This window comes from Streptococcus sp. V869 (genome assembly GCF_054353515.1).
On the sequence record NZ_JBTHHW010000002.1, the window covers coordinates 200,099 to 223,343 of the forward strand.

Here is a 23,245-nt window from a genome sequence, read left to right on the forward strand (position 1 = left end):
CTCTAATTCTTAAAAGAAGGTTCGCATGATGTCGTTCCATGTAACGGCAATCATCAAGACAACCATAATCACAACTCCGACTAGAGTAACATAGGTTTCAATTTCTTGTTTCAGTGGTTTGCGGCGAATAGCTTCGATGATGTTGAGCACGATTTTCCCACCATCAAGTGCCGGGATAGGAATCAAGTTGAAAATCCCGATATTGATAGAAATCATAGCCAAGAAGAATAGGACGTTTTCAAGTCCATTCTTAGCAGCATCGCTACTTGCCTTAAAGATGGCAACAGGACCACCCAGTTTATTCAGGTCAGGTTGGAAAATCAAGTTTTTCAAGGCATTGAGAATGCGCAAGGCTGAGTCAGCTGCAGATGTGAATCCACCTACAAACATAGACCAGATATCTGATTTTAGTCTCGGTTGAACACCCAAAATATAACGCCCTTGGCTTTCCTCAGGTGTCACACTGACTTGTTTTTCAGTTCCATTTTCAGAGACTGTCACATCTAAAACAGGTGCTGTTTTATCCTTGGTCTCTGCTTCCACTGCCTGAATCAAATCTTGCCAGTTACTGATTTCGTGTGAACCGACTTTAGTGATTTGGGCCGTATTTTCAATACCGACCTTTGCAATCGCGCTATCAGGGATGATACTAAAGTTATTACTTTGTGTATCACGAACACCACCTTGCATGAAAATCAAAATCCAGAAGACGACAACTCCTAGGATAAAGTTATTCATGGGGCCTGCAAAGTTGGTAATCAATTTGCCCCAGACAGTTGCATTTTGATATTGAACGTCTAGCGGAGCGATACGAACTTCCGTTCCATCAGATTCCACAATAGTTGCATCATGGTCTACGGAGAACGTTTTTTCCTCTTCTAAGACCAAACCTGTGATAAAGAGTTTATCCTCAAAGTCATATTGGGTTACCTGCATCGGAAGGGCTGTTTGGTCGACCTTCTTACCAGAAAGATTGATACGCTTAACCTTGCCATCCTCGGCCAAAGTCAAACTAACAGGAGTTCCTGTCTTAATCTCTGTGGTATCCTCGCCCCAACCTGCCATGCGGACATAACCACCCAACGGTAGGAGACGAATCGTGTAAGCTGTCCCGTCTTTCCCGATATGGGAAAAGATTTTTGGTCCCATTCCAATGGCAAATTCACGAACCAGAATGCCAGACTTCTTGGCAAAGTAAAAATGTCCGAACTCGTGAACCACCACTATAATTCCAAAAACAAGGATAAAGGTTAATAATCCTATCATTTAATTTCTGTTCACCTTTCCTTAAAATAAGCCAAAGAGGTGCATAATGGGGAAAACTGCTAGCATAGAATCAAAACGATCCAGTACTCCGCCATGCCCTGGGATAAAGAATCCTGAATCCTTGACTCCAAAATGGCGTTTCATGGCACTTTCAATCAAATCACCTAATTGACCTGCAATACTAAAGAAAATTGCAAAGAGCATCATTTTATAAATGCCGTAAGGAAGGGCAACTGTGCTATCCACTAACATAAAGATGAGTGTGACAAGCATAGCAGCTACAATCCCACCAAAAGCTCCTTCTACTGATTTGTTAGGAGAAACTCTTGGAGCCAATCTTCTCTTTCCAAAATTCATACCCACTAGGTAGGCACCACTATCTGTTGCCCACACGATACAGAGAGCCAAGAGTGCTTTATCCAAGCCAGCGATTCGAGCATCGACTAAAGCGTTGAATCCAAAACCAACATAGAAGCTCATAGCAATTGGGAAGGCGGCATCTTCAATCGTGTAGTTTTTGCTGAAGACAGTCGCTCCAAGCATAACAAAAATTACAACACTGTATGCGACGACATTTCCATCTACGGGCAAAAAGGTCAGATAGTTTTCCAAGGGGATGGTTAGTACGAAAGTTGCTAGCAAGGTTAACAAGCCCTCAGGGGTCATGGTATTTAAACCTTTCATCTGGAGCAATTCACGAACCCCAAGCATGGCTAAAATTCCCATCACAATCTGTAGCCACAGTCCTCCAACCATCAAGAGTGGGATAAAGATAGCTAGGGCCAAAGCGGCAAATATGGTCCTCTTTATTAAGTCCTTTTTCATAATTTTCCTATACTCCTCCAAATCGACGATTGCGACGGTTAAACTCTGCAATAGCTTCCTTCAAGGCTTCCTCATCAAAGTCAGGCCACAAGACATCTGTGAAATAAAGTTCACTATAAGCTGCTTGCCAAGGCAAGAAATTACTCAAACGAAGCTCGCCACTAGTTCGGATGATCAAATCTGGATCGCGTAAAGTTTTCGGCAAATGCCCCGTAAAGAGATATTCCCCAATCAACTCTTCTGTAATATCGCCCGGATTTACCTTGGCATCCAAAACATCCTGCGCAATCAACTTGACTGCCTGTGTAATTTCAGCTCGTCCACCGTAATTAAGGGCAAAATTGAGAATCAAACCTGTGTTTAACTTGGTCAACTCTTCTGCCTTTTTTAAAGCTTCAAAAGTCTGTTTAGGCAAACGATCAGTCTCCCCAATCATTTGAATCTTCATGTTCTTTTGGTGCAACTCAGGAACATACTTATCATAAAATTCAACCGGAAGGTTCATGATAAACTTAACTTCCTGGTCTGGACGAGTCCAGTTTTCAGTTGAAAAAGCATAAACTGTCATAGCCTTGACACCCATATCACTAGCAGCAATGGCTACTGTTCTCAGAGCATCCATCCCAGCCTTATGACCAAAGACACGTGGCTGCATGCGTTTTTTAGCCCAACGACCATTCCCATCCATGATAACTCCGATGTGAGCTGGCACTAGCGCCGGTGTTTCTGTAACTTTATCTTTTTTTAAAAATCCAAACATGATTGTATTCCTATTCAAAAATCTATCGTTTCATTATACCATATTTTTCGCATTTCTTCTAACATCTTTTCTTATTCTAAGGCGGAATTTCCTATATAACTCCTATCTTTCTAAACTAACAAGCCTTGCATTTCCCAAAGAAAGTTGATACAATAAAACATAAAGATTTATCCTTGTTCAGTCACAGGGGTTTTTTATTGAAAGGATCTTATCATGTCAAAAAAACTACAACGTAAAAAACAATTAAGAAACAGTCTTCGTCGCTCAGGCGCACTTTCAAACGCAGTAAACAAGGTTGTCGAAGAAACAAAAAAAGTTGTGAAACACGCTGAAAAAGCTGCAAACAACGCAGGTAAAGCTGTTTCTAAGCAAGTTGAAAAAACTGTAGAAGCAACTAAAGAACAAGCTCAAAAGGTTACAAGCTCAGTAGAGGAATTCGCAGCCAACCTAGGTGGACTTTCAGTCGACCGTGCCAAGACTTTCTACGATGAAGGAATCAAATCTGCTGCTGACTTCAAAAACTGGACAGAAAAAGAACTCCTTGCTTTGAAAGGAATTGGTCCAGCTACAATCAAGAAATTAAAAGAAAACGGCATCAAGTTCAAGTAATCTTTCTTGTTCCTTGCTTTTCCGTCAAAAACTTGTTAAAATATAGCCATTAGAGGTGTTTTGAGTCCCACATTTTACAGAAAGTGGCGGTGCTGAGAAGTCCACAAATGTGTCAAAACTGGTTGCTAATGGATGAAAATGAAATAAACAAAGTTGCGGGCTCTGCCCGAAATTGGGTGGTACCGCGGATAAACACATTCGTCCCTGTCAGATTGATGGCAGGGGCGATTTTTTTGTTGCGACCTAGTAAAAGGAGGTTGTCATGAAACAATCTTTTAAAACCAGCAAACTCTACTTTGGTTTTCCAATCTTCATTTTGGGGTATCAGGACCAGAACTTTGGACACAATATTACGACCTGCAGTTCCTCCTATAGTCTAGGCGATTGGCTGGTCATCGGGGTTGGTGCTGAGGAAAATGCGGCTAACCAGATTAAGCATTACCAGAAGTTCACTGTAAACATCCCTGACGAAAACCTCATGCTTGAGATGGAGCGGGCTGGCTTTATCAGCCATCGGGAGAAATTGAAACACCTGGGACTTGACTATGAGATTTCTGAACGAACTCAGGCTCCGATTTTGGAGGCTTGCCCAGTCGTTTTGGATTGCCAGGTGGATCGGATTATCGAGGAAGATGGCATCTGCCATATCTTTGCTAAGATTCTCGAGCGACTGGCTGATCCAGAGCTCTTAGATGACAAGGGACATTTTATAAATGACCGTTTTGCACCGACTTACTTTATGGGGGACGGCCATCAGCGCGTTTACCGTTATCTAGATGACCGAGTCGATCCCATGGGAAGCTTTATGAAGAAAGCGAGGCAGAAGAATGACAAGAGCAACATTACCTGAACGAATCGAAACGGAGCGACTGATCTTACGAGTCCGTACAGTAGCGGATGCTGAGGATATTTACACCTACGCTAGTCTCCCAGAAGTTTCTTACCCAGCAGGCTTCCCACCCGTCAAGACCTTGGAAGATGAGATTTATTATCTAGAGCATATCCTTCCCGAGCGCAATCAAAAGGACAATCTCCCAGCAGGCTATGGAATCGTGGCCAAAGGGACTGATAAAGTTATTGGCTCAGTTGATTTCAACCATCGCCACGAAGACGATGTGCTGGAGATTGGCTATACCTTGCACCCAGACTATTGGGGGCGAGGCTATGTACCCGAAGCGGCACGTACCTTGATTGACCTGGCTTTTAAAGAACTGGAGCTTCACAAGGTAGAATTGTCTTGCTTTGGTTACAACCTTCGAAGTCAACGAGTCGCTGAGAAACTTGGCTTCACCCTCGAAGCTCGCATAAGAGACCGCAAAGATGTTCAAGGCAACCGCTGTGATGATTTGAGATACGGCTTGCTGAAGAGTGAGTGGGAGACTCAAGGTCAACATTAAAAATAGAATTAATTAGAAAGGACAAACACATGTCTAAAGAACTTTCACCTAAATACAATCCAGCCGAGGTTGAGGCTGGTCGTTACCAAAAATGGCTTGACGAAGATGTTTTCAAGCCTTCAGGCGATAAAAAGGCTAAGCCCTACTCTATCGTGATTCCACCACCAAACGTAACTGGTAAACTTCACCTTGGTCACGCTTGGGATACGACTTTACAGGATATCATCATCCGTCAAAAACGCATGCAAGGTTTTGATACACTTTGGCTTCCTGGTATGGACCACGCGGGGATTGCGACTCAGGCTAAGGTTGAGGAGCGCTTGCGTGGTGAGGGCATCAGCCGTTATGACCTCGGTCGTGAGAAATTCCTTGACAAGGTCTGGGAATGGAAAGACGAATATGCCACTACTATCAAAGAACAATGGGGCAAGATGGGGCTCTCTGTAGACTACTCTCGTGAGCGTTTCACACTTGATGAAGGTTTGTCAAAAGCGGTTCGTAAGGTCTTTGTGGACCTATACAAAAAAGGCTGGATCTACCGTGGTGAATTTATCATCAACTGGGACCCAGCGGCTCGCACAGCCCTCTCTGATATTGAGGTAATCCACAAGGATGTCGAAGGTGCCTTCTACCACATGAACTACATGCTAGAAGACGGTTCACGCGCCCTTGAGGTTGCCACTACTCGTCCTGAAACTATGTTTGGGGACGTAGCCGTTGCGGTCAACCCAGAAGACCCACGCTACAAGGACTTGATTGGTAAAAATGTAGTCCTTCCTATCGCTAATAAACTCATCCCAATCGTTGGAGACGAACACGCAGATCCTGAGTTTGGTACTGGTGTCGTGAAAATCACACCTGCCCACGATCCAAATGACTTCTTGGTTGGTCAACGCCACAACTTGCCACAAGTCAACGTCATGAACGACGACGGAACTATGAATGACTTGGCCTTCGAATTTGCAGGCATGGACCGTTTCGAAGCTCGTAAGGCAGTCGTTGCCAAGTTGGAAGAAATCGGTGCCCTTGTTAAAATCGAAAAACGTATCCACAGCGTTGGTCACTCAGAGCGTACAGGTGTTGTGGTTGAACCACGCTTGTCTACGCAATGGTTCGTCAAGATGGACCAATTGGCCAAAAATGCCATTGCCAACCAAGATACAGACGACAAGGTAGAATTCTACCCACCTCGTTTCAACGACACCTTCCTTCAATGGATGGAAAATGTCCATGACTGGGTAATCTCTCGTCAGCTCTGGTGGGGTCACCAAATCCCTGCTTGGTACAATGCTGAGGGTGAAATATATGTCGGCGAAGAAGCTCCAGAAGGTGACGGATGGACTCAGGACGAAGACGTCTTGGATACTTGGTTCAGTTCTGCCCTTTGGCCATTCTCAACTATGGGCTGGCCTGATGTGGACTCAGCAGACTTCAAACGTTACTTCCCAACTTCAACCTTGGTTACAGGTTATGACATTATCTTCTTCTGGGTGTCTCGTATGATCTTCCAATCTTTGGAATTCACTGGCCGTCAGCCATTCCAAAACGTTCTGATCCACGGTCTCATCCGTGACGAGCAAGGACGCAAGATGTCTAAATCTCTTGGTAACGGGATTGACCCAATGGATGTCATCGAGAAATACGGTGCTGATGCCCTTCGTTGGTTCCTTTCAAACGGTTCTGCACCAGGGCAAGACGTGCGCTTCTCTTACGAGAAAATGGATGCCTCATGGAACTTCATTAACAAGATTTGGAACATCTCTCGCTACATCCTCATGAACAATGAAGGCTTGACACTCGAGCAAGCAACTGCCAATGTGGAAAAAGTTGTCAACAAGGAAGCTGGAAATGTCACAGACCGCTGGATCCTCCACAACCTCAACGAAACAATCGGCAAGGTTACTGAAAACTTTGACAAATTTGAGTTTGGTGTAGCTGGTCACATCCTCTACAACTTCATCTGGGATGAGTTTGCGGACTGGTATGTTGAGTTGACTAAGGAAGTCCTTTATAGCGACAACGAAGAAGAGAAAGTCATCACACGTTCTGTTCTCCTTTACACTTTGGACAAGATCCTTCGTCTCCTTCACCCAATCATGCCATTCGTGACAGAGGAAATCTTTGGACAAATCTCAGAAGGTTCTATCGTTACAGCAGAATACCCAACTGTCAACCCAGCCTTTGAAGACCTTGCGGCTCACACAGGTGTCGAAAGCCTCAAAGACTTGATTCGTGCCGTTCGTAATGCGCGTGCGGAAGTAAACGTAGCACCAAGCAAGCCTATCACGATTCTTGTTAAGACTAGCGATAGCGAGTTGGAAGCCTTCTTTAACAGCAATGTCAACTACATCAAACGCTTCACAAATCCAGAACACTTGGAGATCGCATCAAACATCCCTGCACCTGAACTCGCAATGTCAAGCGTCATCACAGGAGCAGAAATCTACTTGCCACTCGCTGACCTCCTCAATGTCGAAGAAGAACTCGCTCGTCTCGACAAGGAACTGGCTAAATGGCAAAAAGAACTGGACATGGTCGGTAAGAAGCTCTCTAACGAACGCTTCGTAGCCAATGCCAAACCAGAAGTCGTCCAAAAAGAACGCGACAAACAAGCCGACTACCAAGCTAAGTACGACGCGACCGTCGCACGTATTGATGAGATGAAGAAGTTGGTAAAATAAACACAGAAACACGGTGTAATGCCGTGTTTTTTTGGTATAATGAATGTGTTAAAAAGAATAGAAAAGAGAAGCTCTATGCCAGAAGGCGTTACATTATTTCAAGATACCTTGATCAAATCTTTAAAGTTTGGTTTTATTGATAATGTTAAATTTCAAGAAGGAGGATACTCTCCTCAAATATTAATCAATGACCCAGAGTCTAAGCGTTATGTATTGAAGGATATTCAAGAAGAATTATCAAAATGCCAAGCCTTTTATATTTCTGTAGCATTTATTACCCAATCAGGGATTGCTCTGATTAAATCCCAATTATCCGATTTAATGGATAAAGGAATAAAAGGTAAAATTCTTATATCTCCTTATCTTGATTTTAATGATCCAGTTGCTATGCAAGAATTACTAAAGTTGAGAAATGTTGAAGTTCGACTCACTCCTGAGAGTCTTCAAATGCATGCTAAGTTTTATCTTTTTGAGCACGATGGGAAACAAGTTCTTATTTCAGGAAGCTCAAATTTAACTCATAATGCACTAAAGATCAATTACGAGTGGAATATAAAATTAACTTCAACTCACAACGGGGAGTTAATTCAAGCTACTAAAAAAGAATTCGAAAAAATTTGGAAAAAATCCGATATTTTAACGGTAGAGAAGATTGATTCTTATGCTAGAAAGCGTAAGAAAACAATTCTAGTAGAGCAGATTCGAGAAGAGGAGATAGCAGAATATCAGGTATCAAGCATTGAACCTAACAAGATGCAAAAAGAAGCATTGAAAGGTCTGCAGGCTATTCGCGATTCAGGGAAAAAGAAAGCTTTAGTTATCAGTGCTACAGGGACAGGGAAAACATATTTATCAGCTTTTGATGTTCAACAATTTGAACCGAAAAGAATGCTCTTTATTGTTCATAGGGAACAAATTCTCCAAAAATCTTTAAAGGATTTCCAAAAGGTTCTACAGTTCCCGGAATCAGAAGGTTTGATTTATCATTCTGGAGCAGATTTGACAAATAAGAAGTATATTTTTGCGACAATTCAAACATTATCCCGTGATTCACATTTGAATCTATTTACAGAAGATTATTTTGACTATATTTTAATCGATGAGGTTCATAAAGCTGGAGCTGATTCATACAAAAAAGTGATGGCGCATTTCAATCCAGAATTCTTTTTAGGAATGACTGCAACACCTGAGAGAACAGACGGGCAAAATATTTATGAACTATTTGATTATAATATCGCCTATGAAATTCGTCTACAGGATGCTCTTGATAATGATATGCTTTGCCCATTTATTTATTTTGGGGTAAAGGATATTGAGATAAATGGACATCTAATCGATGAAAAGACAAATATATCAAACTTAACATCTAATGAACGAGTTAAACATATTCTTCAAAAAATTGATTTTTATGGCGTAAGCGGAGAAAAAGTAAAAGGGTTGATATTCTGTTCCTCTAAACAGGAAGCACATGAGCTATCTTTAAAATTGAATCAACATGGAAAAGCTTGTCGAGCATTGACAGGCGATGATAATATTGAAACACGAAATGAGGTAGTTTCTCAACTCGAAAAGGGTCAACTAGACTATATTTTAACAGTGGATATTTTTAATGAAGGGATTGATATTCCTTCTGTCAACCAAGTGGTCATGTTAAGAAATACTCAGTCTAGTATTGTTTTCTTTCAACAACTGGGACGTGGTCTTCGTAAACATGATAGTAAAGAATATGTCACGATCATTGATTTTATTGGTAATTATAAGAATAACTATCTAATTCCAATCGCTTTATTTGGTGATAAATCAATGAATAAAGATAATTACCGAAGAGAGCTAAGAGAGCCCAATATCTTAAATGGTCTAACAACTATCAATTTTGAAGAGGTTGCTAAAGAACAAATCTTTAAGTCTATTACTAATACATCCTTATCAAATATGAAAATATTACAGGAAGCATATAAAGACTTAGAAAACAAGTTAGGTCGTTCTCCTTTGCTGGTTGATTACTTAAACTATAACAGTATTGATCCCTTAGTTTTCTTTGAGAATACTCAGTTTAAAAATTACATTGATGTTTTAAATAAATTCTCTAAAAATAATATCATTTTATCTAAAAATGAAATTACTTGGTTAAATTTTTTGACTTTTGAGGTACTGACTGGCAAACGAAAACATGAATTAATTCTCTTATGTCATTTATTGAAAGATGGTAACATATCAAAAGAACATTTTATTTCTATTCTGAGAGATGAGAATTTACCGAATGATGCAAAAACTATTTCCTCGGTAGAGTCTGTTCTAAAATTAACTTTTTTAAAAGCACAAGAGATCAAGAAATTTGGAACCGACCCACTATTAATCTGTACTGATTTTGAATATATTTTGCAAGAGGAATTTGCCCAGTTATTAAAACGAGATGAGTCTAGGCATGCTGTGGAAGACATTATTCAAGCAGGATTGCTCAAATCTATAGAGTATCCATATATATTTACGATCGGTCAGAAATATTCTCGACGTGATGTTGCAAAACTACTCAATTGGTCAAAAGACGAACCGCCATTAAATATTGGTGGTTACAAGATTGATAAATCAACGAATACTTGTCCAATTTTTATCACATATCATAAGAATGATGAAATCAATGATACCATTAAGTACGAAGATGAACTTTTGAATGAGTCAACATTAAAATGGTTTTCTAAGAACAAGCGAACACTAGAATCTCCAGATGTAAAGGCTATTCTAAATTCACCTACTAATGGTTTAGATTTGAAATTATTTATAATTAAGGACGATGCAGAAGGAGGAGATTTTTACTATCTAGGAAATTTAAAACTAATTCCTTCTTCAGTCGAAGAAATGGTACGTCCATTAGAAAAAGGTGATGAAAGTATTGTAACTATGCAATTTAAACTTGATAGTCCGGTTTCCGACACTCTCTATCGTTATATTACAAACAAATAAGAACATGGTTTTATTCCATATTCTTATTTGTTTGTTAATAATTCTACAGCTGGACGGTCAACTGGAGCCCAGTTGAGAGTATCTAGTTCATCGGGAGTTAACCAAGTTGAATTTTGGTGTTCAAGCAACTCTAGATTCCCTGATATCAGCTTTGCATGATAGGTCTTCATGACAACTGTCCCAAAATCATAATCATATGAAGCTTCATTGATATAAGAAATAATTTCAATATCAGAATTTAGCTCTTCTTTAATTTCACGGACTAAAGCTTGTTCAGGAGATTCTCCTATTTCTAATTTCCCACCCGGAAATTCCCAAAAACCTCCTAAACTTTTACCTTCAGGTCTTTGTGCACAAAATATTTTACCATCTCGTTCTATGGCTGCTGCAACAACATTTATTATTTTTTTTGACATAAGTTATCTCCGATAATTTTTTCTTTCTCCCCTCACAACCAGCCTTCTTCTTCGGCAGTTTTGGCTGCTTCGGTTCGGTTGCTGGCGTTTAGTTTGGAGAGGATATTGGTCATGTAATTACGGACAGTGCCGTTTGAGAGGTAGAGCTTATCTGCAATTTCTTGGTTGGAGAGGCCTTGCGCAACTCCATGCAAAACAGCGACTTCTTGCTCGGTCAAGGGATTGGGATGAGTCATCATGACTTCCATCAGCTCTGGAGAATATTCCTTGCGTCCCTCTAACACCGTATGCAGGGTTTGCATGAGCTCAGAGATGCTTCGCTCTTTCAAGACATAGGCGTCGACTCCTGCTTTGACCGCTCGTTCAAAATAGCCTGGACGTTTAAAGGTTGTAACGATAACCACCTTGGTTTCAGGTACTTCTTGTTTGATCCACTCGAGTGCTTCTAGTCCCGTCTTGACTGGCATTTCGACGTCAAGGATAGCAATATCTACTGCTTCTTTCTCCAAAACCTCGATAGCCTCGGCTCCATTTTTCGCCTGCAAGACAGTCTCCACATCTGGTTGAAAGCTCAAGAGCTGGCACATGGCGTCTCTAAGCATACTTTGATCTTCTGCGACTAATACTTTCATCTACTTTCTCTCCTTATAAGGCAGATGCACGCGCACCTCTGTAGGACCTTTCAAACTGACCAGCTCTACTTCCCCTGAGAAGGCTGCAGCACGATCTCGGACTGTATGGAGTTCATTCCCTTTTACAGTTGCAAAGCCTTTCCCGTCATCTCTAACTGTCAATAGCAATTCATGGTCTGTGCGTTCCAGTTTTAGATAGGCTTTTTCAGCGCTGGCATGCTTGATGATATTGGTCGCCAGTTCTAACAAAATCATAGCGGCTGTCGACTCTACATCCTGGGTCAAACTAGCCTTGTCCAATTGATTGTCAACCTCAACCTCAATCCCAGCAATTTCCAGCATCTTCTTAACAGTCTCAAGCTCTGAAGCTAGGGTCCGTGATTTCAGATTTTCCACAATGGTTCGCACTTCATTCATGGAATCCTTACTGATCTGGTGAATTTCTTTTAATTCCTTTTCCACCTGTGGATAAGCCTCCATCTGAAATAACTGCAAGGCTAGATCTGTCTTGACACTGAGCATGGCAAAGGTATGTCCTAAACTATCATGCAAATCCTGACCGATACGACTGCGTTCATTTTCAGCAAGCAATAGATTTATCTGGGCATTTTGCTTGGCCTGAGCTTCTTTCAAATCCTCGACAATGCGAATCCGAACCAAACCCAATGTCATCAGATCGACAAAAGTAAGAATCCCGAGCTCAAAGGCTACAGCCTCAGTTTCGACTGACTGAAACATCATGAGTTGTCCAACAACAAGAACTTGAGCAAGGAGAAAAGTCCAGACATGAAGAGAACGTAGGCTACGCACTCTAAAATGATAAATCAAGAGATTGGCAAGGAAAAAGAAGAACCAGACATAGTTGCCATAAATAAAGACGGTATTCCCAGCTACATAGGCTAGCATGATAATCCAAAAGAGCCAGGATAATCGCTGGCTCTTGGTTGTCAAAACGCCTAAGTAAGCCACCACAAATAGAATATCAACTAGTAAATGCCAGCTAGGAATCTCCCCAACTACTGCAGAGAGGATAGGAAAAACCATAAAAATCAAACTGGCCCAAAACATATAGTGTATGCTTTTCAGTCTTTCAAGCATTAAGCATTCTCCTTATAACCTTGAAGGTAAATAGTCAAACCAAATAAAACTGCTGAAAAAACAAGTAGATAAACTGTGGCTGATAAATTGATGCCACCCTCGTTTAAGAAGGTTTTGAGCAACTCCATCAACTGATAAGTTGGCAGGCACTTACCGATTGCTTGCATCCAGTCTGGAAATAAAGAGATGGGCATCCAGAGTCCGCCTAAAACAGCCAATCCTAGATAGAGGAGATTGCCCACGACAGACATCAGCTGACTAGACGGTAAGAGTGTCAGGATCAAGCCAAGCGCTACAAAGGCTATACTTCCCACAATCAGCAAGAGCGCAGCCCCAATCCAGCTTCCTAGAGGCATATCCACACCCCTGACCAAGTGCCCAACTGAGAAAACAACCAGGATTGAAACCAAATAATCAACCATCATACTTGTTATCTTTGATAGATAATATTCTACCATATTTACTGGAGTATGGCGTAATGTTTTCTGCCAGTTGTTGATTTTATCAGTATGTAAAACAGCTGGGAATGAAAACATAGCTGTCGACATCATGGAAAAGGCCGTCATAGAGATAAGGTAGTCGCGCATAAAATTAGCTGGCCCATCTGGTGTATCCTGGTACATGCCTGAAAAGAATAAATAGAAGGCCGTCGGCATCCCTACGGATAATAGATAATAGACTAATTGTCGTTTGGTCAATAGAAATTCTATCTTGTTTAGTGCGATCCATCGTTTCATCTTAGTCATCTCCCTTTTGTGTTTCTTCAAAGATTGTATCTAGCAAGCTACGGTTATTGACTTCAATTTCTTGTATCCTACAGCCTGCCTGGACTAACAGTTCCCAGAAAGCATTTGCTTCACGTGTGACTACTTGCAGGGCATCTTGTTTTTGCGACCAGTTTTCAACCAAGTTAGACTGTTCGACGACTTCCTTGTAAGCTAGAGGTAGGATGAAGTGCTTTTCAATCTCCTCACTACGCATGGCTAGAGGTGTCGTATCACGAATCAACTCTCCCTTATTTAAGACCAAAATCCGGTCCGCTGTATGCTCTACCTCTTCGATATAATGGGACGAATAGAGAATGGTAACTCCCTGCGCTTTTAGATCCTGGACAATTTCCCAAAAACGTTGGCGTGTTGAGGTATCCATGGCCGCAGTTGGCTCATCTAAGAAGACAAGTTTTGGTCGCCCAATCAAGGTCAAGACAAAAGAGAAAAGACGCTTTTGCCCACCTGACAATTTTTCTGCCAACTGCTCTTTTTGTTGTTTGTCAAACTGCAATAGTTGATCGATTTCCTGATTGTTCAAGGGATTTGGATAAATACTTTGAAAGAAAGCAATCAACTCTTTAACCTTTAATTTCTGAACAATGACATTTTCTTGAGGGAGGTAGCCTCTAATATAGTCTAACTGAGAACTCGTCACTGGCAAGCCTTGGATGGATACTCGACCGCTTGTGACTAGTTTATCTCCAAGCAAACAGTCCAAGAGTGTTGTCTTACCGGCACCATTTGGACCAATCAAGGCGACGCATTCACCTTCAGCTACCTCAAAGGAAATATCCTTCAAAATAGCCTTGCCCTTGATGGTTTTATTTAAGCTTTCTACCTTAATCATGTTCATGATATTCTCCTTTCAGCCACTCCTTTCCCATCGGAAAGGCGATAAAAATCATAAATCCTAGTCCCCAGGCACCGCGAATGACTTGGTGAAGGAAGGCTTGGTCAAACCAACCTGTAAACATTTCGACCAACCATACCACTAGTGATAGTGCAATAAAAAGATAGAGAATCGCTTTTTTCATTTTTCAAACTCCTTTTTCACATCTGAGACCAATTTCAAACCTTCTCGGATTAACCAAGACATCATGCCAAAGCCTGCAAATAACTCCCAAGGAAAATGATAGAAGCCTTCGTCCAATCCTGAAAACATGAGATAAGTCATGACTCCTGCTGCTACTAAACTCATTGCGATAATTACTTTATGTTTCATTTTTTCTTCCTCCATTTGATACATCTAGTATAATTCTTTGAAGGTAGAATCACTAGAAGCTTCTGTCATTAGGAAATATGACAAATGTCACAAAAAAAGAAAGTTGATTTCTCAACTTTCTTTTTCTTATTATTTAATCTTTATTCCACACTGAAAAGATATGGGTAAACCGGTTGTTGACCTTGGTGAATTTCTACTTCAACATCTTCGAATTCTTCTGCGATTTCTTGAGCAATTTCATTTGCCAATTCTTCACTTCCGTCTTCTCCAATATAGAAGGTTACGATTTCACTGTCTTCATCCAGCATATGTTTCAATGTTTCAGTCAAGGTTTGGTGCATATCAGGGTTTGATACGAGGATCTTCCCATCAACCATACCAAGATTGTCATTTTCATGGATTTCCAAACCATCGATAGTTGTATCACGAACGGCTGTTGTTACACTACCACTGATGACATCGCCAAGGGCTGCAGTCATGCGTTCTTGGTTTTCTTCAATTGATTTGCTTGGGTCAAAGGCAAGAAGACTAGTCAATCCTTGAGGAATTGTACGAGCTTCTACCACAACAGCTGGTTGTTCCAATACTTCAGCTGCTGATTGAGCTGCCATGAAGATATTTTTGTTGTTTGGCAAGAAGATGATGTTGCGAGCATTGACTTGCTCAACAGCCTTGACGAAGTCTTCTGTCGAAGGGTTCATAGTTTGTCCACCTTCGATGACATAATCCACACCTTGGGCACGGAAGATGTCTGCCAAGCCTTGTCCAGCTACTACTGCGATAAGAGCATATTCTTTTTCTTCAGCTGGTTTGCTAACTTGAGCTGCTTCTTTTTCTACTTGCGCTTCGTGCTGGTTACGCATGTTATCGACTTTAACCTTGACCAAGCTACCGTATTTAAGTCCTTCTTGCAAGACAAGTCCTGGATCTTCTGTATGGACGTGAACTTTAACGATTTCATCGTCATTGACAACAAGTAGAGAATCTCCAAGGTCGTTCAAGTAGTTACGGAATTCTTCGTAGTCAAAGTCTTTAGCATAAGTTGGGCCTTGTTTGAGGGCAACCATGATTTCAGTACAGTAACCAAAAGTAATGTCTTCTGTTGCTACATGTCCAGCTACAGATTTGTGGTGTTCTGCATTGATCATCTCACTCATGTTTGCTGGAGTCGCTACAAAGTCTTCAGACGCGCTGTATTCACCAGTTAGAGCTGAAAGGAAACCTTCATAGATGAAGACCAAACCTTGACCACCTGAGTCCACAACGCCAACTTCCTTCAAAACTGGAAGCATGTCCGGAGTTTTAGCAAGGGCTGCTTTAGCTCCTTCCAAGGCTGCACGCATAACTTCAACTGCGTCATCTGTCTGCTCAGCTTTTTTCTTAGCACCGATAGCAGCTCCACGTGATACCGTCAAGATTGTTCCTTCAACTGGCTTCATAACAGCTTTGTAGGCAACCTCAACACCTGATTGGAAGGCAAGAGCTAGGTCTTTTCCTGTTAACTCTTCTTTTGTCTTGATGGCTTGTGAAAATCCACGGAAAAGCTGAGAAGTGATAACTCCAGAGTTTCCACGCGCACCCATCAAAAGACCTTTAGCCAAGATGCTTGCAGCCTCACCAACAGTTGAAGCTGGTTTGTCTGCTACTTCTTTAGCACCATTTTCGATCGTCATTCCCATGTTTGTTCCTGTATCTCCGTCTGGAACTGGGAAGACGTTCAATGAATTGACATATTCGGCTTGCTTGTTCAAACGAGTTGAAGCAGCCTGTACCATTTCTTGAAATAAGCTTGTAGTAATATTTGACACGATTATTCTCCTACAACTTTGATATTTTGAATGTAGACATTCACAGTTTGAGCAGTGATCCCAAGTTGGTTCTCTAAGCTAAAGCGAACACGTTCTTGGATGTTTTTTGAAACTTCACTGATTTTTGTACCGTAGCTCAATACAGTATATACATCAACTGCAATACTACCGTCTTCAGCTGCTTTAACGACTACACCTTTTGAATAATTTTCCTTACCAAGAAGGGCTTGGAAATTATCTTTGAGGGCATTTTTACTAGCCATACCGACTACACCAAAAATTTCAGTTGCTGCACCACCTACAACAGTAGCGATCACATCATCTGTCAGTTCGACTTGACCATCTTTTGTATTAATTTTTACAGTCATTTTTTTTACCTCAAATAGTTGATACTCTATTTTATCATATTTCAGCCCAACTGTAAAAGCAGAATGATGTATCGGCGGATATTTGCTTGATTTTTCAAATGATTTCAGCTTTCGAGTAAAAGAAAAAAGACCCCTTAGGTCTTTTCTTGTTTATTAAACGCGTTCTACTTTTCCTGATTTCAAAGCACGAGCTGAAGCCCAAACTTTTTTAGGTTTACCATCGATAAGAACAGTAACTTTTTGAAGGTTTGGTTTTACGGCACGTTTAGTTTGGTTCATCGCGTGTGAACGGTTGTTTCCTGATACAGTCTTACGACCTGTAAAGTAACATACTTTAGCCATTGTGTTTTCCTCCTATTAGATCTAATATAGCGGATGTGCTAGCACCACATACCGTACTATGTTATCACACTTTCTTATTTTTGGCAAGGGAATTGAAAGACTTTTTTTATTTAACGTGGACAACTTCTAGTTTCCCAAAAGCTACGTCTCCACGGATAATCAAGGTTTTGCTGGTTGGTTCTAGAGGGGCATCTGCTTTGGCTGCACCACAGAAAGTCTCCACCTTCAGATCCACTCTCCAGTGTTGAGGCACATAGATAACTGCATTTCCAAAACCGACTTCTATCTTCAAGGTTGCACTATCTCCCAACATCTCTGCATTGTCATAATAAATCTTGGCGTTCCCAAAACCGACTTCAAACTCGTCTTCTACCAATTCTTGATCTTGCTTGTAAAATGTACCTGTCCCAAAAGCGACTTCCTTATCTGTCAGAATAGTCTTTTCACCATTCTTCCACCATTTGTTGCCATTCCATGTTCTGTTGGCATGAGTCAGCATACTAACTCCGAGAACGATTAGAACCCCCGCCCAAAACAAAGATTGGTTTGGAATAGGAAAAATGTTATAAAAATGATTGGCAATCAATAGGGCCACTAGGGCTGTAAAAGAGGCTGAAGTGAAGTGGCGACGAAGCAAAGCTCCAACTGATTGATAGGCAAAAAATCCAATACCAATCAAGGGCCAAATTTCCCCTTCAAGTGAAGGAATTCCAAAATTCCCCTGTAATAATACTAAAGCTGCCAATACTAGCAAGACAATACCAAATGCTTTCTTTTTCATCTTCTTACCTCATGTTTCTTAGATTTTCTTTTAGGAGGGATTGGTAGTGCCGTGACACGTGAACCTCCTTGTGGGTCTGATAAAAGGAAATAGTTCCTGTACCTGAGAAGGACTTATCCACCGAGTAGACCTGCCGAAGATTGGCAATGGTCGACTTGGATACTCGACTGAAATAGCGGGGCAGGATGGACTCCAGTTCATAAAGCTTGAGTCGAACCTCGTAGGCTTCTTTCTGGGTATGGGCGTAAATCTTGTTGCCTTCTGTCTCAAAAAAGAGAATTTCTGACAAGTCTAAGTAATACTCCCCCGTCCCCTTATAAAAAATCAACCTAGGAGCCTTGGTTTCTTGCAAGAGTCGTTGCAAATCAGCTATTTCATCTGTCAGGGCTGCAGCCTTGATGACAATCTCTGTCTCAGTTAATTCACTATCAATCTCGATTCGTAACTTCATCCTATCTCCTTTCTGCATCTACTATACCAAAGCCTAAAAGACTTTACAAGGGCAAAAAAGCAAGTGGTCACTTTTGACCCGTAAGTGGTTACGAGGCCAAGCCCACTTGCTTTGCTTCTTACAAAATAAAGAAAAGAATTCCCAAGAGGAGGCCACAGGCGTAGCCAACTAGAACATCCTTAGGATAATGAACACCACCCAAGACCCGCACAAGACCGAGAAGAGCTGACAAGACCAACAAAATCAAGCCCACAGGCAGATTTGCATGCAAACAAGCCATAGAAATGATGGTTGCCGAAAAAACATGGCGGCTAGGCATTGAATTGCCAGAACTGTCCTTGTCTAGTAGCGGGACAATTTCCCAAGCCTCATAAGGTCGAGGTTGATTGATCCACTTACGAACGAGCGTCAATAGAACAAAGCCAGAAGCTGGCACTAAGATATAAGCATAAAGGTCGTTTCCAATCCCTTTACTTACAAAGTTTGTTCCCAACAAGGTCAAGTAAGCTAAGGGCATCAGAACTGTCATCATACGATTAAAGACTCGCATCAGTTGCAAAAGCTGTGGATGTCTAAGGAGATTTGATTTCCTTTTATCATACCACTCTTGATAGTTTTTCATTATTTCTCGATATTCCTATTCTTTACACAAGAAGCCTGTTAGCTTCTCCTACTCTAGTATAGTGTAGAAAAAGAAGGCCGTCAAGCCTTCTTTTAGTTTATTCTTCTACTTCATCTTCTGTAAATTGACTATTGTAGAGGTCAGCATAGAAACCACCCTGAGCCATGAGTTCTTCATGGTTTCCTTGTTCGATGATGTTTCCATCTTTCATGACTAGGATCAAGTCAGCATTACGGATCGTTGACAAGCGGTGGGCAATGACAAAGGATGTGCGTCCTTCCATCAAACGGTCCATAGCCTTTTGAATTAACTCCTCTGTACGTGTGTCCACTGAGGATGTCGCTTCGTCCAAAATCAAGAGTGGAGCATCCTTGAGTAGAGCACGAGCGATGGTCAAGAGTTGTTTTTGTCCTACTGAAAGAGTTACTGTATCATCCAAGACGGTATCGTATCCGTCAGGTAAGGTTGTGATAAAGTGATGGATTCCTACTGCTTTGGCAGCTTCAATCACGCGCTCATCACTAATTCCTGTTTGATTGTAGATGAGATTGTCTCGAATGGTTCCTTCAAAGAGCCAGGTATCCTGCAAGACCATTGAAAAGGCATCGTGTACTTCTGAGCGCTTCATAGCCTTGGTATCCACACCATCAATGCGAATACTTCCCTTATCAATCTCATAGAATTTCATCAAGAGGTTAACAATAGTCGTCTTCCCAGCTCCAGTCGGCCCAACAATGGCAACCTTCTGCCCTGCACGAGCTGTCGCCGAAAAGTCGTGGATGATGGTCCGCTCAGGTGTATAGCCAAATGAAACTCGATCAAAGACCACTTGGCCCTTCATACCAGACAATTGTGTTTCCTTATGAGATTCGTCTTCCATCTCAGCTTCACCTAGAAACTCAAAGACACGAGTCATGGCTGCACTAGCCTGTTGTAAGCTCGTAATCCCTTGAGCAATCTGTGATAAGGGTTGTGAGAAGGTCCGAACATAGACCATGAAGGCTACAATAATCCCGATACTGATATGGCCTTCAAGAGCTAAAGCAGCACCTACAATAATGACTAGAACATAGCTAAAGTTTCCAACAAAGATCATGGCTGGCATCATGATCCCAGAAATAAATTGAGATTTCCAGATACTATCATGTAGATTCTGATTCAAGCCTGCAAATGTTTCTTTTGTTGGTTCCACAGCATTATAACTAGTCACCACATTGTGGCCAGAGTACATTTCTTCCACATAGCCATTCACAGCCGCTAGGTTGTTTTGTTGAGCTTTAAAGTAACCTTGAGATTTAGCCATAATCACTGAAACTGCCGCAAATCCAACAAAGGTTGAAACAACAGTTACCAGGGCCAAAATCCAGTTCATCCCAAACATGGTAATCAAAACAGCAATCAGTAAAAAACTAGCTGAAAGAACTGTCCCAAGACTTTGGTTGAGAGATTGAGCTGCGGTATCAACGTCATTGGTTACACGAGAAAGAGTGTCCCCTTGAGAATGACGGTCAAAATAAGCAAGAGGCAAACGATTGATTTTCTCAGCAATAGCTGTCCGCAAACGTTTTGAGAAATGTTGGATACTAGTTGAAAAAATGTAGGCTTGTGTATAGTTAAGGATAACACCAATCACATAGAGGATAACCAAAAAGCTAGCAATACTTGACACAGCCTCTAGGTCAATTCCAGTCATCAACCCATCTGAGATCAAGTTGGTGATTTCTTTGATTTTAGTTGGCCCATACACCGTAATAATGCTTGAACATACAGCCGCCACAACTGCGACTAGTAGAGGAAGTTGGAGACCTGCTAGAAAAGGTCTACACTGTTTCCATAAGGACATTTTCTTATTTTCCATGTTCCAATTCCTCCTTCGATAGTTGTGAGTAGGCAATTTCTTGGTAAACTTCATTGCTTGCTAGAAGTTCTTTGTGGGTGCCTTGTCCCACGACTTTACCCTGATCCAAGACTAAGATCAGGTCTGCATCCATGATGGTTGAGATGCGTTGAGCAACGATCAACTTGGTCATGGATTGTGTTTTTTCAGCTAATTCTTGGCGCAAAATACGGTCTGTCTTGTAATCCAAAGCTGAGAATGAATCATCAAAAATGAGAATCTCTGGTTTACGAGCCAAGGCGCGTGCAATGGCCAAACGTTGTCTTTGACCTCCTGAGAAGTTAGTCCCACCTTGAGCCACTTCTGAGTCAAGACCCGCTTCCTTGTCCTCGATAAAGTTTTTAGATTGAGCCAACTCTAGAGCTTGCCACATATCAGCCTCACTTAGTGGTGTTTCTTGACTCTTACCAAAGTCGAGATTGCCCTTGACATCTCCAGAGAAGAGGACCGCTTTTTGAGGAATATAACCGACTTTATTACGCAAGTCTTCCAAGTCATAATCTTGCACATTGACGCCGTCGACTAGGATTTCTCCATCTGAAACATCATAAAAACGAGGCAAGAGGTTCACAAGCGTTGATTTACCAGAACCAGTTGAGCCGATAAAGGCAATGGTTTGCCCTGCTTCTGCCTTGAAGCTGACATGTTCCACAACTGCTTCTGAATTTTTAGAGTAGCGGAAGGTTACGTCGCGGTATTCCACTTGACCGTTCACAGAAGAGTTCGCCGTCTGTGGGTGACTAGGATTCTCAATAGAGGAATGAAGATCCAGTACTTGATTGATACGTCCTGCAGAAACTATCGTACGAGGAAGGACGATAAAGAGAGCTCCCATGAGCAAGAAGCCCATCACAACCTGCATGGCATAAGACATGAAGACCACCATATCACTAAAGAGAGGTAGACGTTCAGTCAGACTAGCATCGTTGATAATATAAGCACCAATCCAGTAAATCGCTAAACTCAAGCCACTGGAAATCGCCATCATAATGGGATTCATAATGGCCATCAAGCGGTTGACAAAGAGATTAAGACGAGTTACTTCGTCGTTAGCTGCTTCAAATTTCTTATCTTGGTAATCCTCAGCATTGTAGGCACGAACCACTCGAATCCCTGTCAAACTTTCACGAGTGATACTATTGAGTTTATCTGTCAATTTTTGGATGACAGATTGTTTAGGAAAGGCTAGAGTCATGAGAACAGTTGTCATTAAAACATTGACAATGACGGCCACTACAACAGCCCAGAGCCAGTATTCTGACTTGCCAAGGATTTTCCCAATAGCCCAGATAGCCATGATAGGCCCACGAGTGACCACCTGAAGTCCCATGGTAAAGAGCATCTGAATCTGCGTGATATCATTAGTCGTCCTAGTCAACAGACTGGGAATAGAGAAACGTTTAATCTCTGTCTGAGAGTAATCCAAAACACGATTAAAAATATCGCTTCGCAGGTTAGTAGTGTAAGATGCTGCGACTCGAGAAGCGAAGAATCCAACTATTACGGATGATAGAAAAGCCAAAAGCGACAAACCCATCATCTTAATAGCTGGTGACCAAAGTGCATCCAACTGCGTTCCTGGTGTTCCTATTAATGCAGTAATTTCTGAAATATAAGTCGGCACTTCTAACTCGAGATAGACCGAGAAACAGGTAAAAAGAATAGTCAAGAGAATCATGCCCCACTCTTTTCCTGTGATACGCTTAGCGAGTTTCTTCATCTGCTCCTCCTATTTTTTCTATATTGGCTTGTAGTTGACCCATGACTTCCTCAAAAATAGCTAGTTTTTCCTCGGATACGCCATCGAGTAAACTCCTATCAATTCGATCAAAGAAAGATTTGATTTGCTGCATTTGAGAACGTGATTTTTCGGTCAAACGAACAAATTTCGCCCGTTTATCACTTGGGCTTGCCTCCAATTCCACCAAACCATTTTGCACCATGCGCTTGACTAAATTACTAGCAACTGACTTGGTAATATTGAGCTCTTGTTCAATATCCTTGATGAGCGTCAGTTCTTGTTCATGTTCACGGTGATCTAAAAAACGAAGGACCTGCCCTTGCGGTCCACCCATAAATTCAATACCACAACGTTTGGCTTCCTTTTGCACCATGAGGTGTATCTGGTGCCCAAAACGTTTAAAGACCAACATCGGTTTATCCATACTTTCTCCCTTCTAATTATAAATAGTTCTCTTAAGAACAATTAAGTTTTCATGAGAACTATTTTATCACTTTCAAATAGGATGTCAAGAAAAAAGTTCCTATGAGAACTATTTTATTTAAAATTGACATTAGGGCTCATTTTATCTATAATAAACACTATCTTACACGAATAA

24 protein-coding genes are annotated in these 23,245 nt (G+C 41.4%); 5 read left to right on the forward strand and 19 right to left on the reverse strand.

Annotation, left to right across the window (positions count from 1 at the left end):
* Nucleotides 1-9: 9 nt before the first annotated feature.
* Genes rseP through ACXYSN_RS06425 form a run of 3 tightly spaced genes read right to left on the reverse strand, consistent with a single transcriptional unit; the run spans nucleotide 10 to nucleotide 2,851 of the window.
* Nucleotides 10-1,266, reverse strand: a complete 1,257-nt coding sequence (rseP, locus tag ACXYSN_RS06415) for an RIP metalloprotease RseP (RefSeq protein WP_303943336.1) — start codon at nucleotides 1,264-1,266, stop codon at nucleotides 10-12.
* A gap of 21 nt (nucleotides 1,267-1,287) precedes the next feature.
* On the reverse strand, nucleotides 1,288-2,091 hold the full coding sequence (locus tag ACXYSN_RS06420) for a phosphatidate cytidylyltransferase (RefSeq protein WP_414312151.1): 804 nt from the start codon (nucleotides 2,089-2,091) through the stop codon (nucleotides 1,288-1,290).
* Nucleotides 2,092-2,098: 7 nt separating this feature from the next.
* The gene (locus tag ACXYSN_RS06425; protein ID WP_454385602.1) at nucleotides 2,099-2,851 is read right to left on the reverse strand and encodes an isoprenyl transferase; all 753 of its coding nucleotides are present in this window, start codon (nucleotides 2,849-2,851) and stop codon (nucleotides 2,099-2,101) included.
* A 213-nt stretch (nucleotides 2,852-3,064) separates the two neighbouring features.
* On the opposite strand from ACXYSN_RS06425, the gene ACXYSN_RS06430 reads away from it, so the two are divergent.
* The 5 genes from ACXYSN_RS06430 to ACXYSN_RS06450 all read left to right on the forward strand — a co-directional run bounded on the left by ACXYSN_RS06430 (nucleotide 3,065) and on the right by ACXYSN_RS06450 (nucleotide 10,499).
* Nucleotides 3,065-3,460, forward strand: coding sequence for a helix-hairpin-helix domain-containing protein (locus ACXYSN_RS06430; protein ID WP_006151340.1), 396 nt, complete (start codon nucleotides 3,065-3,067; stop codon nucleotides 3,458-3,460).
* A 262-nt stretch (nucleotides 3,461-3,722) separates the two neighbouring features.
* The gene (locus ACXYSN_RS06435; protein WP_458636529.1) at nucleotides 3,723-4,310 is read left to right on the forward strand and encodes a flavin reductase family protein; all 588 of its coding nucleotides are present in this window, start codon (nucleotides 3,723-3,725) and stop codon (nucleotides 4,308-4,310) included.
* Nucleotides 4,288-4,857 carry a GNAT family N-acetyltransferase gene (locus ACXYSN_RS06440; RefSeq protein WP_458636530.1) on the forward strand — a complete coding sequence of 190 codons (570 nt, stop codon included), beginning with the start codon at nucleotides 4,288-4,290 and terminating at the stop codon, nucleotides 4,855-4,857. The genes ACXYSN_RS06435 and ACXYSN_RS06440 overlap by 23 nt, the downstream gene beginning before the upstream one ends.
* Before the next feature lie 29 nt (nucleotides 4,858-4,886).
* The gene (locus ACXYSN_RS06445) at nucleotides 4,887-7,538 is read left to right on the forward strand and encodes a valine--tRNA ligase (RefSeq protein WP_458636531.1); all 2,652 of its coding nucleotides are present in this window, start codon (nucleotides 4,887-4,889) and stop codon (nucleotides 7,536-7,538) included.
* 75 nt (nucleotides 7,539-7,613) lie between these two features.
* Nucleotides 7,614-10,499: a DUF3427 domain-containing protein gene (locus tag ACXYSN_RS06450; RefSeq protein WP_458636532.1), complete on the forward strand. Its 2,886-nt coding sequence runs from the start codon at nucleotides 7,614-7,616 to the stop codon at nucleotides 10,497-10,499.
* 23 nt (nucleotides 10,500-10,522) lie between these two features.
* On the opposite strand, the gene ACXYSN_RS06455 is transcribed toward ACXYSN_RS06450, so the two are convergent.
* The 16 genes from ACXYSN_RS06455 to ACXYSN_RS06530 form a co-directional block, all read right to left on the reverse strand.
* Nucleotides 10,523-10,915 carry a (deoxy)nucleoside triphosphate pyrophosphohydrolase gene (locus tag ACXYSN_RS06455; RefSeq protein ID WP_458636533.1) on the reverse strand — a complete coding sequence of 131 codons (393 nt, stop codon included), beginning with the start codon at nucleotides 10,913-10,915 and terminating at the stop codon, nucleotides 10,523-10,525.
* 32 nt (nucleotides 10,916-10,947) lie between these two features.
* Nucleotides 10,948-11,547 carry a response regulator gene (locus ACXYSN_RS06460; protein ID WP_458636534.1) on the reverse strand — a complete coding sequence of 200 codons (600 nt, stop codon included), beginning with the start codon at nucleotides 11,545-11,547 and terminating at the stop codon, nucleotides 10,948-10,950.
* Nucleotides 11,548-12,645, reverse strand: coding sequence for a sensor histidine kinase (locus ACXYSN_RS06465; RefSeq protein ID WP_458636535.1), 1,098 nt, complete (start codon nucleotides 12,643-12,645; stop codon nucleotides 11,548-11,550).
* A complete protein-coding gene (locus ACXYSN_RS06470; protein WP_414331268.1) occupies nucleotides 12,645-13,382 on the reverse strand; it encodes an ABC transporter permease in 738 nt (245 codons plus the stop codon). The genes ACXYSN_RS06465 and ACXYSN_RS06470 overlap by 1 nt, the downstream gene beginning before the upstream one ends.
* 1 nt (nucleotide 13,383) lies before the next feature.
* A complete protein-coding gene (locus ACXYSN_RS06475) occupies nucleotides 13,384-14,268 on the reverse strand; it encodes an ABC transporter ATP-binding protein (RefSeq protein ID WP_458636536.1) in 885 nt (294 codons plus the stop codon).
* Entirely contained in the window at nucleotides 14,255-14,449 is a 195-nt protein-coding gene (locus tag ACXYSN_RS06480; protein WP_000709296.1) for a hypothetical protein, read from the reverse strand. Before ACXYSN_RS06480 ends, ACXYSN_RS06475 begins: the two co-directional genes overlap by 14 nt.
* Nucleotides 14,446-14,652 (reverse strand): hypothetical protein, encoded by a 207-nt coding sequence (locus ACXYSN_RS06485; RefSeq protein WP_025171227.1) that lies wholly within the window; start codon nucleotides 14,650-14,652, stop codon nucleotides 14,446-14,448. Before ACXYSN_RS06485 ends, ACXYSN_RS06480 begins: the two co-directional genes overlap by 4 nt.
* Before the next feature lie 125 nt (nucleotides 14,653-14,777).
* A complete protein-coding gene (locus ACXYSN_RS06490) occupies nucleotides 14,778-16,445 on the reverse strand; it encodes a DAK2 domain-containing protein (RefSeq protein ID WP_458636537.1) in 1,668 nt (555 codons plus the stop codon).
* 2 nt (nucleotides 16,446-16,447) lie between these two features.
* Nucleotides 16,448-16,813 (reverse strand): Asp23/Gls24 family envelope stress response protein, encoded by a 366-nt coding sequence (locus ACXYSN_RS06495; RefSeq protein WP_000216443.1) that lies wholly within the window; start codon nucleotides 16,811-16,813, stop codon nucleotides 16,448-16,450.
* A gap of 153 nt (nucleotides 16,814-16,966) precedes the next feature.
* Nucleotides 16,967-17,155: a 50S ribosomal protein L28 gene (rpmB, locus tag ACXYSN_RS06500; protein WP_001140948.1), complete on the reverse strand. Its 189-nt coding sequence runs from the start codon at nucleotides 17,153-17,155 to the stop codon at nucleotides 16,967-16,969.
* A gap of 106 nt (nucleotides 17,156-17,261) precedes the next feature.
* Nucleotides 17,262-17,936 (reverse strand): LiaF transmembrane domain-containing protein, encoded by a 675-nt coding sequence (locus ACXYSN_RS06505; RefSeq protein WP_458636538.1) that lies wholly within the window; start codon nucleotides 17,934-17,936, stop codon nucleotides 17,262-17,264.
* A gap of 4 nt (nucleotides 17,937-17,940) precedes the next feature.
* Nucleotides 17,941-18,387 carry a LytTR family DNA-binding domain-containing protein gene (locus tag ACXYSN_RS06510; RefSeq protein WP_414273117.1) on the reverse strand — a complete coding sequence of 149 codons (447 nt, stop codon included), beginning with the start codon at nucleotides 18,385-18,387 and terminating at the stop codon, nucleotides 17,941-17,943.
* A gap of 118 nt (nucleotides 18,388-18,505) precedes the next feature.
* Nucleotides 18,506-19,009 carry a phosphatase PAP2 family protein gene (locus ACXYSN_RS06515; protein ID WP_458636539.1) on the reverse strand — a complete coding sequence of 168 codons (504 nt, stop codon included), beginning with the start codon at nucleotides 19,007-19,009 and terminating at the stop codon, nucleotides 18,506-18,508.
* Nucleotides 19,010-19,106: 97 nt separating this feature from the next.
* Nucleotides 19,107-20,867, reverse strand: coding sequence for an ABC transporter ATP-binding protein (locus tag ACXYSN_RS06520; RefSeq protein WP_458636540.1), 1,761 nt, complete (start codon nucleotides 20,865-20,867; stop codon nucleotides 19,107-19,109).
* A complete protein-coding gene (locus tag ACXYSN_RS06525) occupies nucleotides 20,857-22,626 on the reverse strand; it encodes an ABC transporter ATP-binding protein (RefSeq protein WP_458636541.1) in 1,770 nt (589 codons plus the stop codon). The genes ACXYSN_RS06520 and ACXYSN_RS06525 overlap by 11 nt, the downstream gene beginning before the upstream one ends.
* The gene (locus tag ACXYSN_RS06530; RefSeq protein ID WP_458636542.1) at nucleotides 22,610-23,071 is read right to left on the reverse strand and encodes a MarR family winged helix-turn-helix transcriptional regulator; all 462 of its coding nucleotides are present in this window, start codon (nucleotides 23,069-23,071) and stop codon (nucleotides 22,610-22,612) included. Before ACXYSN_RS06530 ends, ACXYSN_RS06525 begins: the two co-directional genes overlap by 17 nt.
* Between the last annotated feature and the right edge of the window lie 174 nt (nucleotides 23,072-23,245).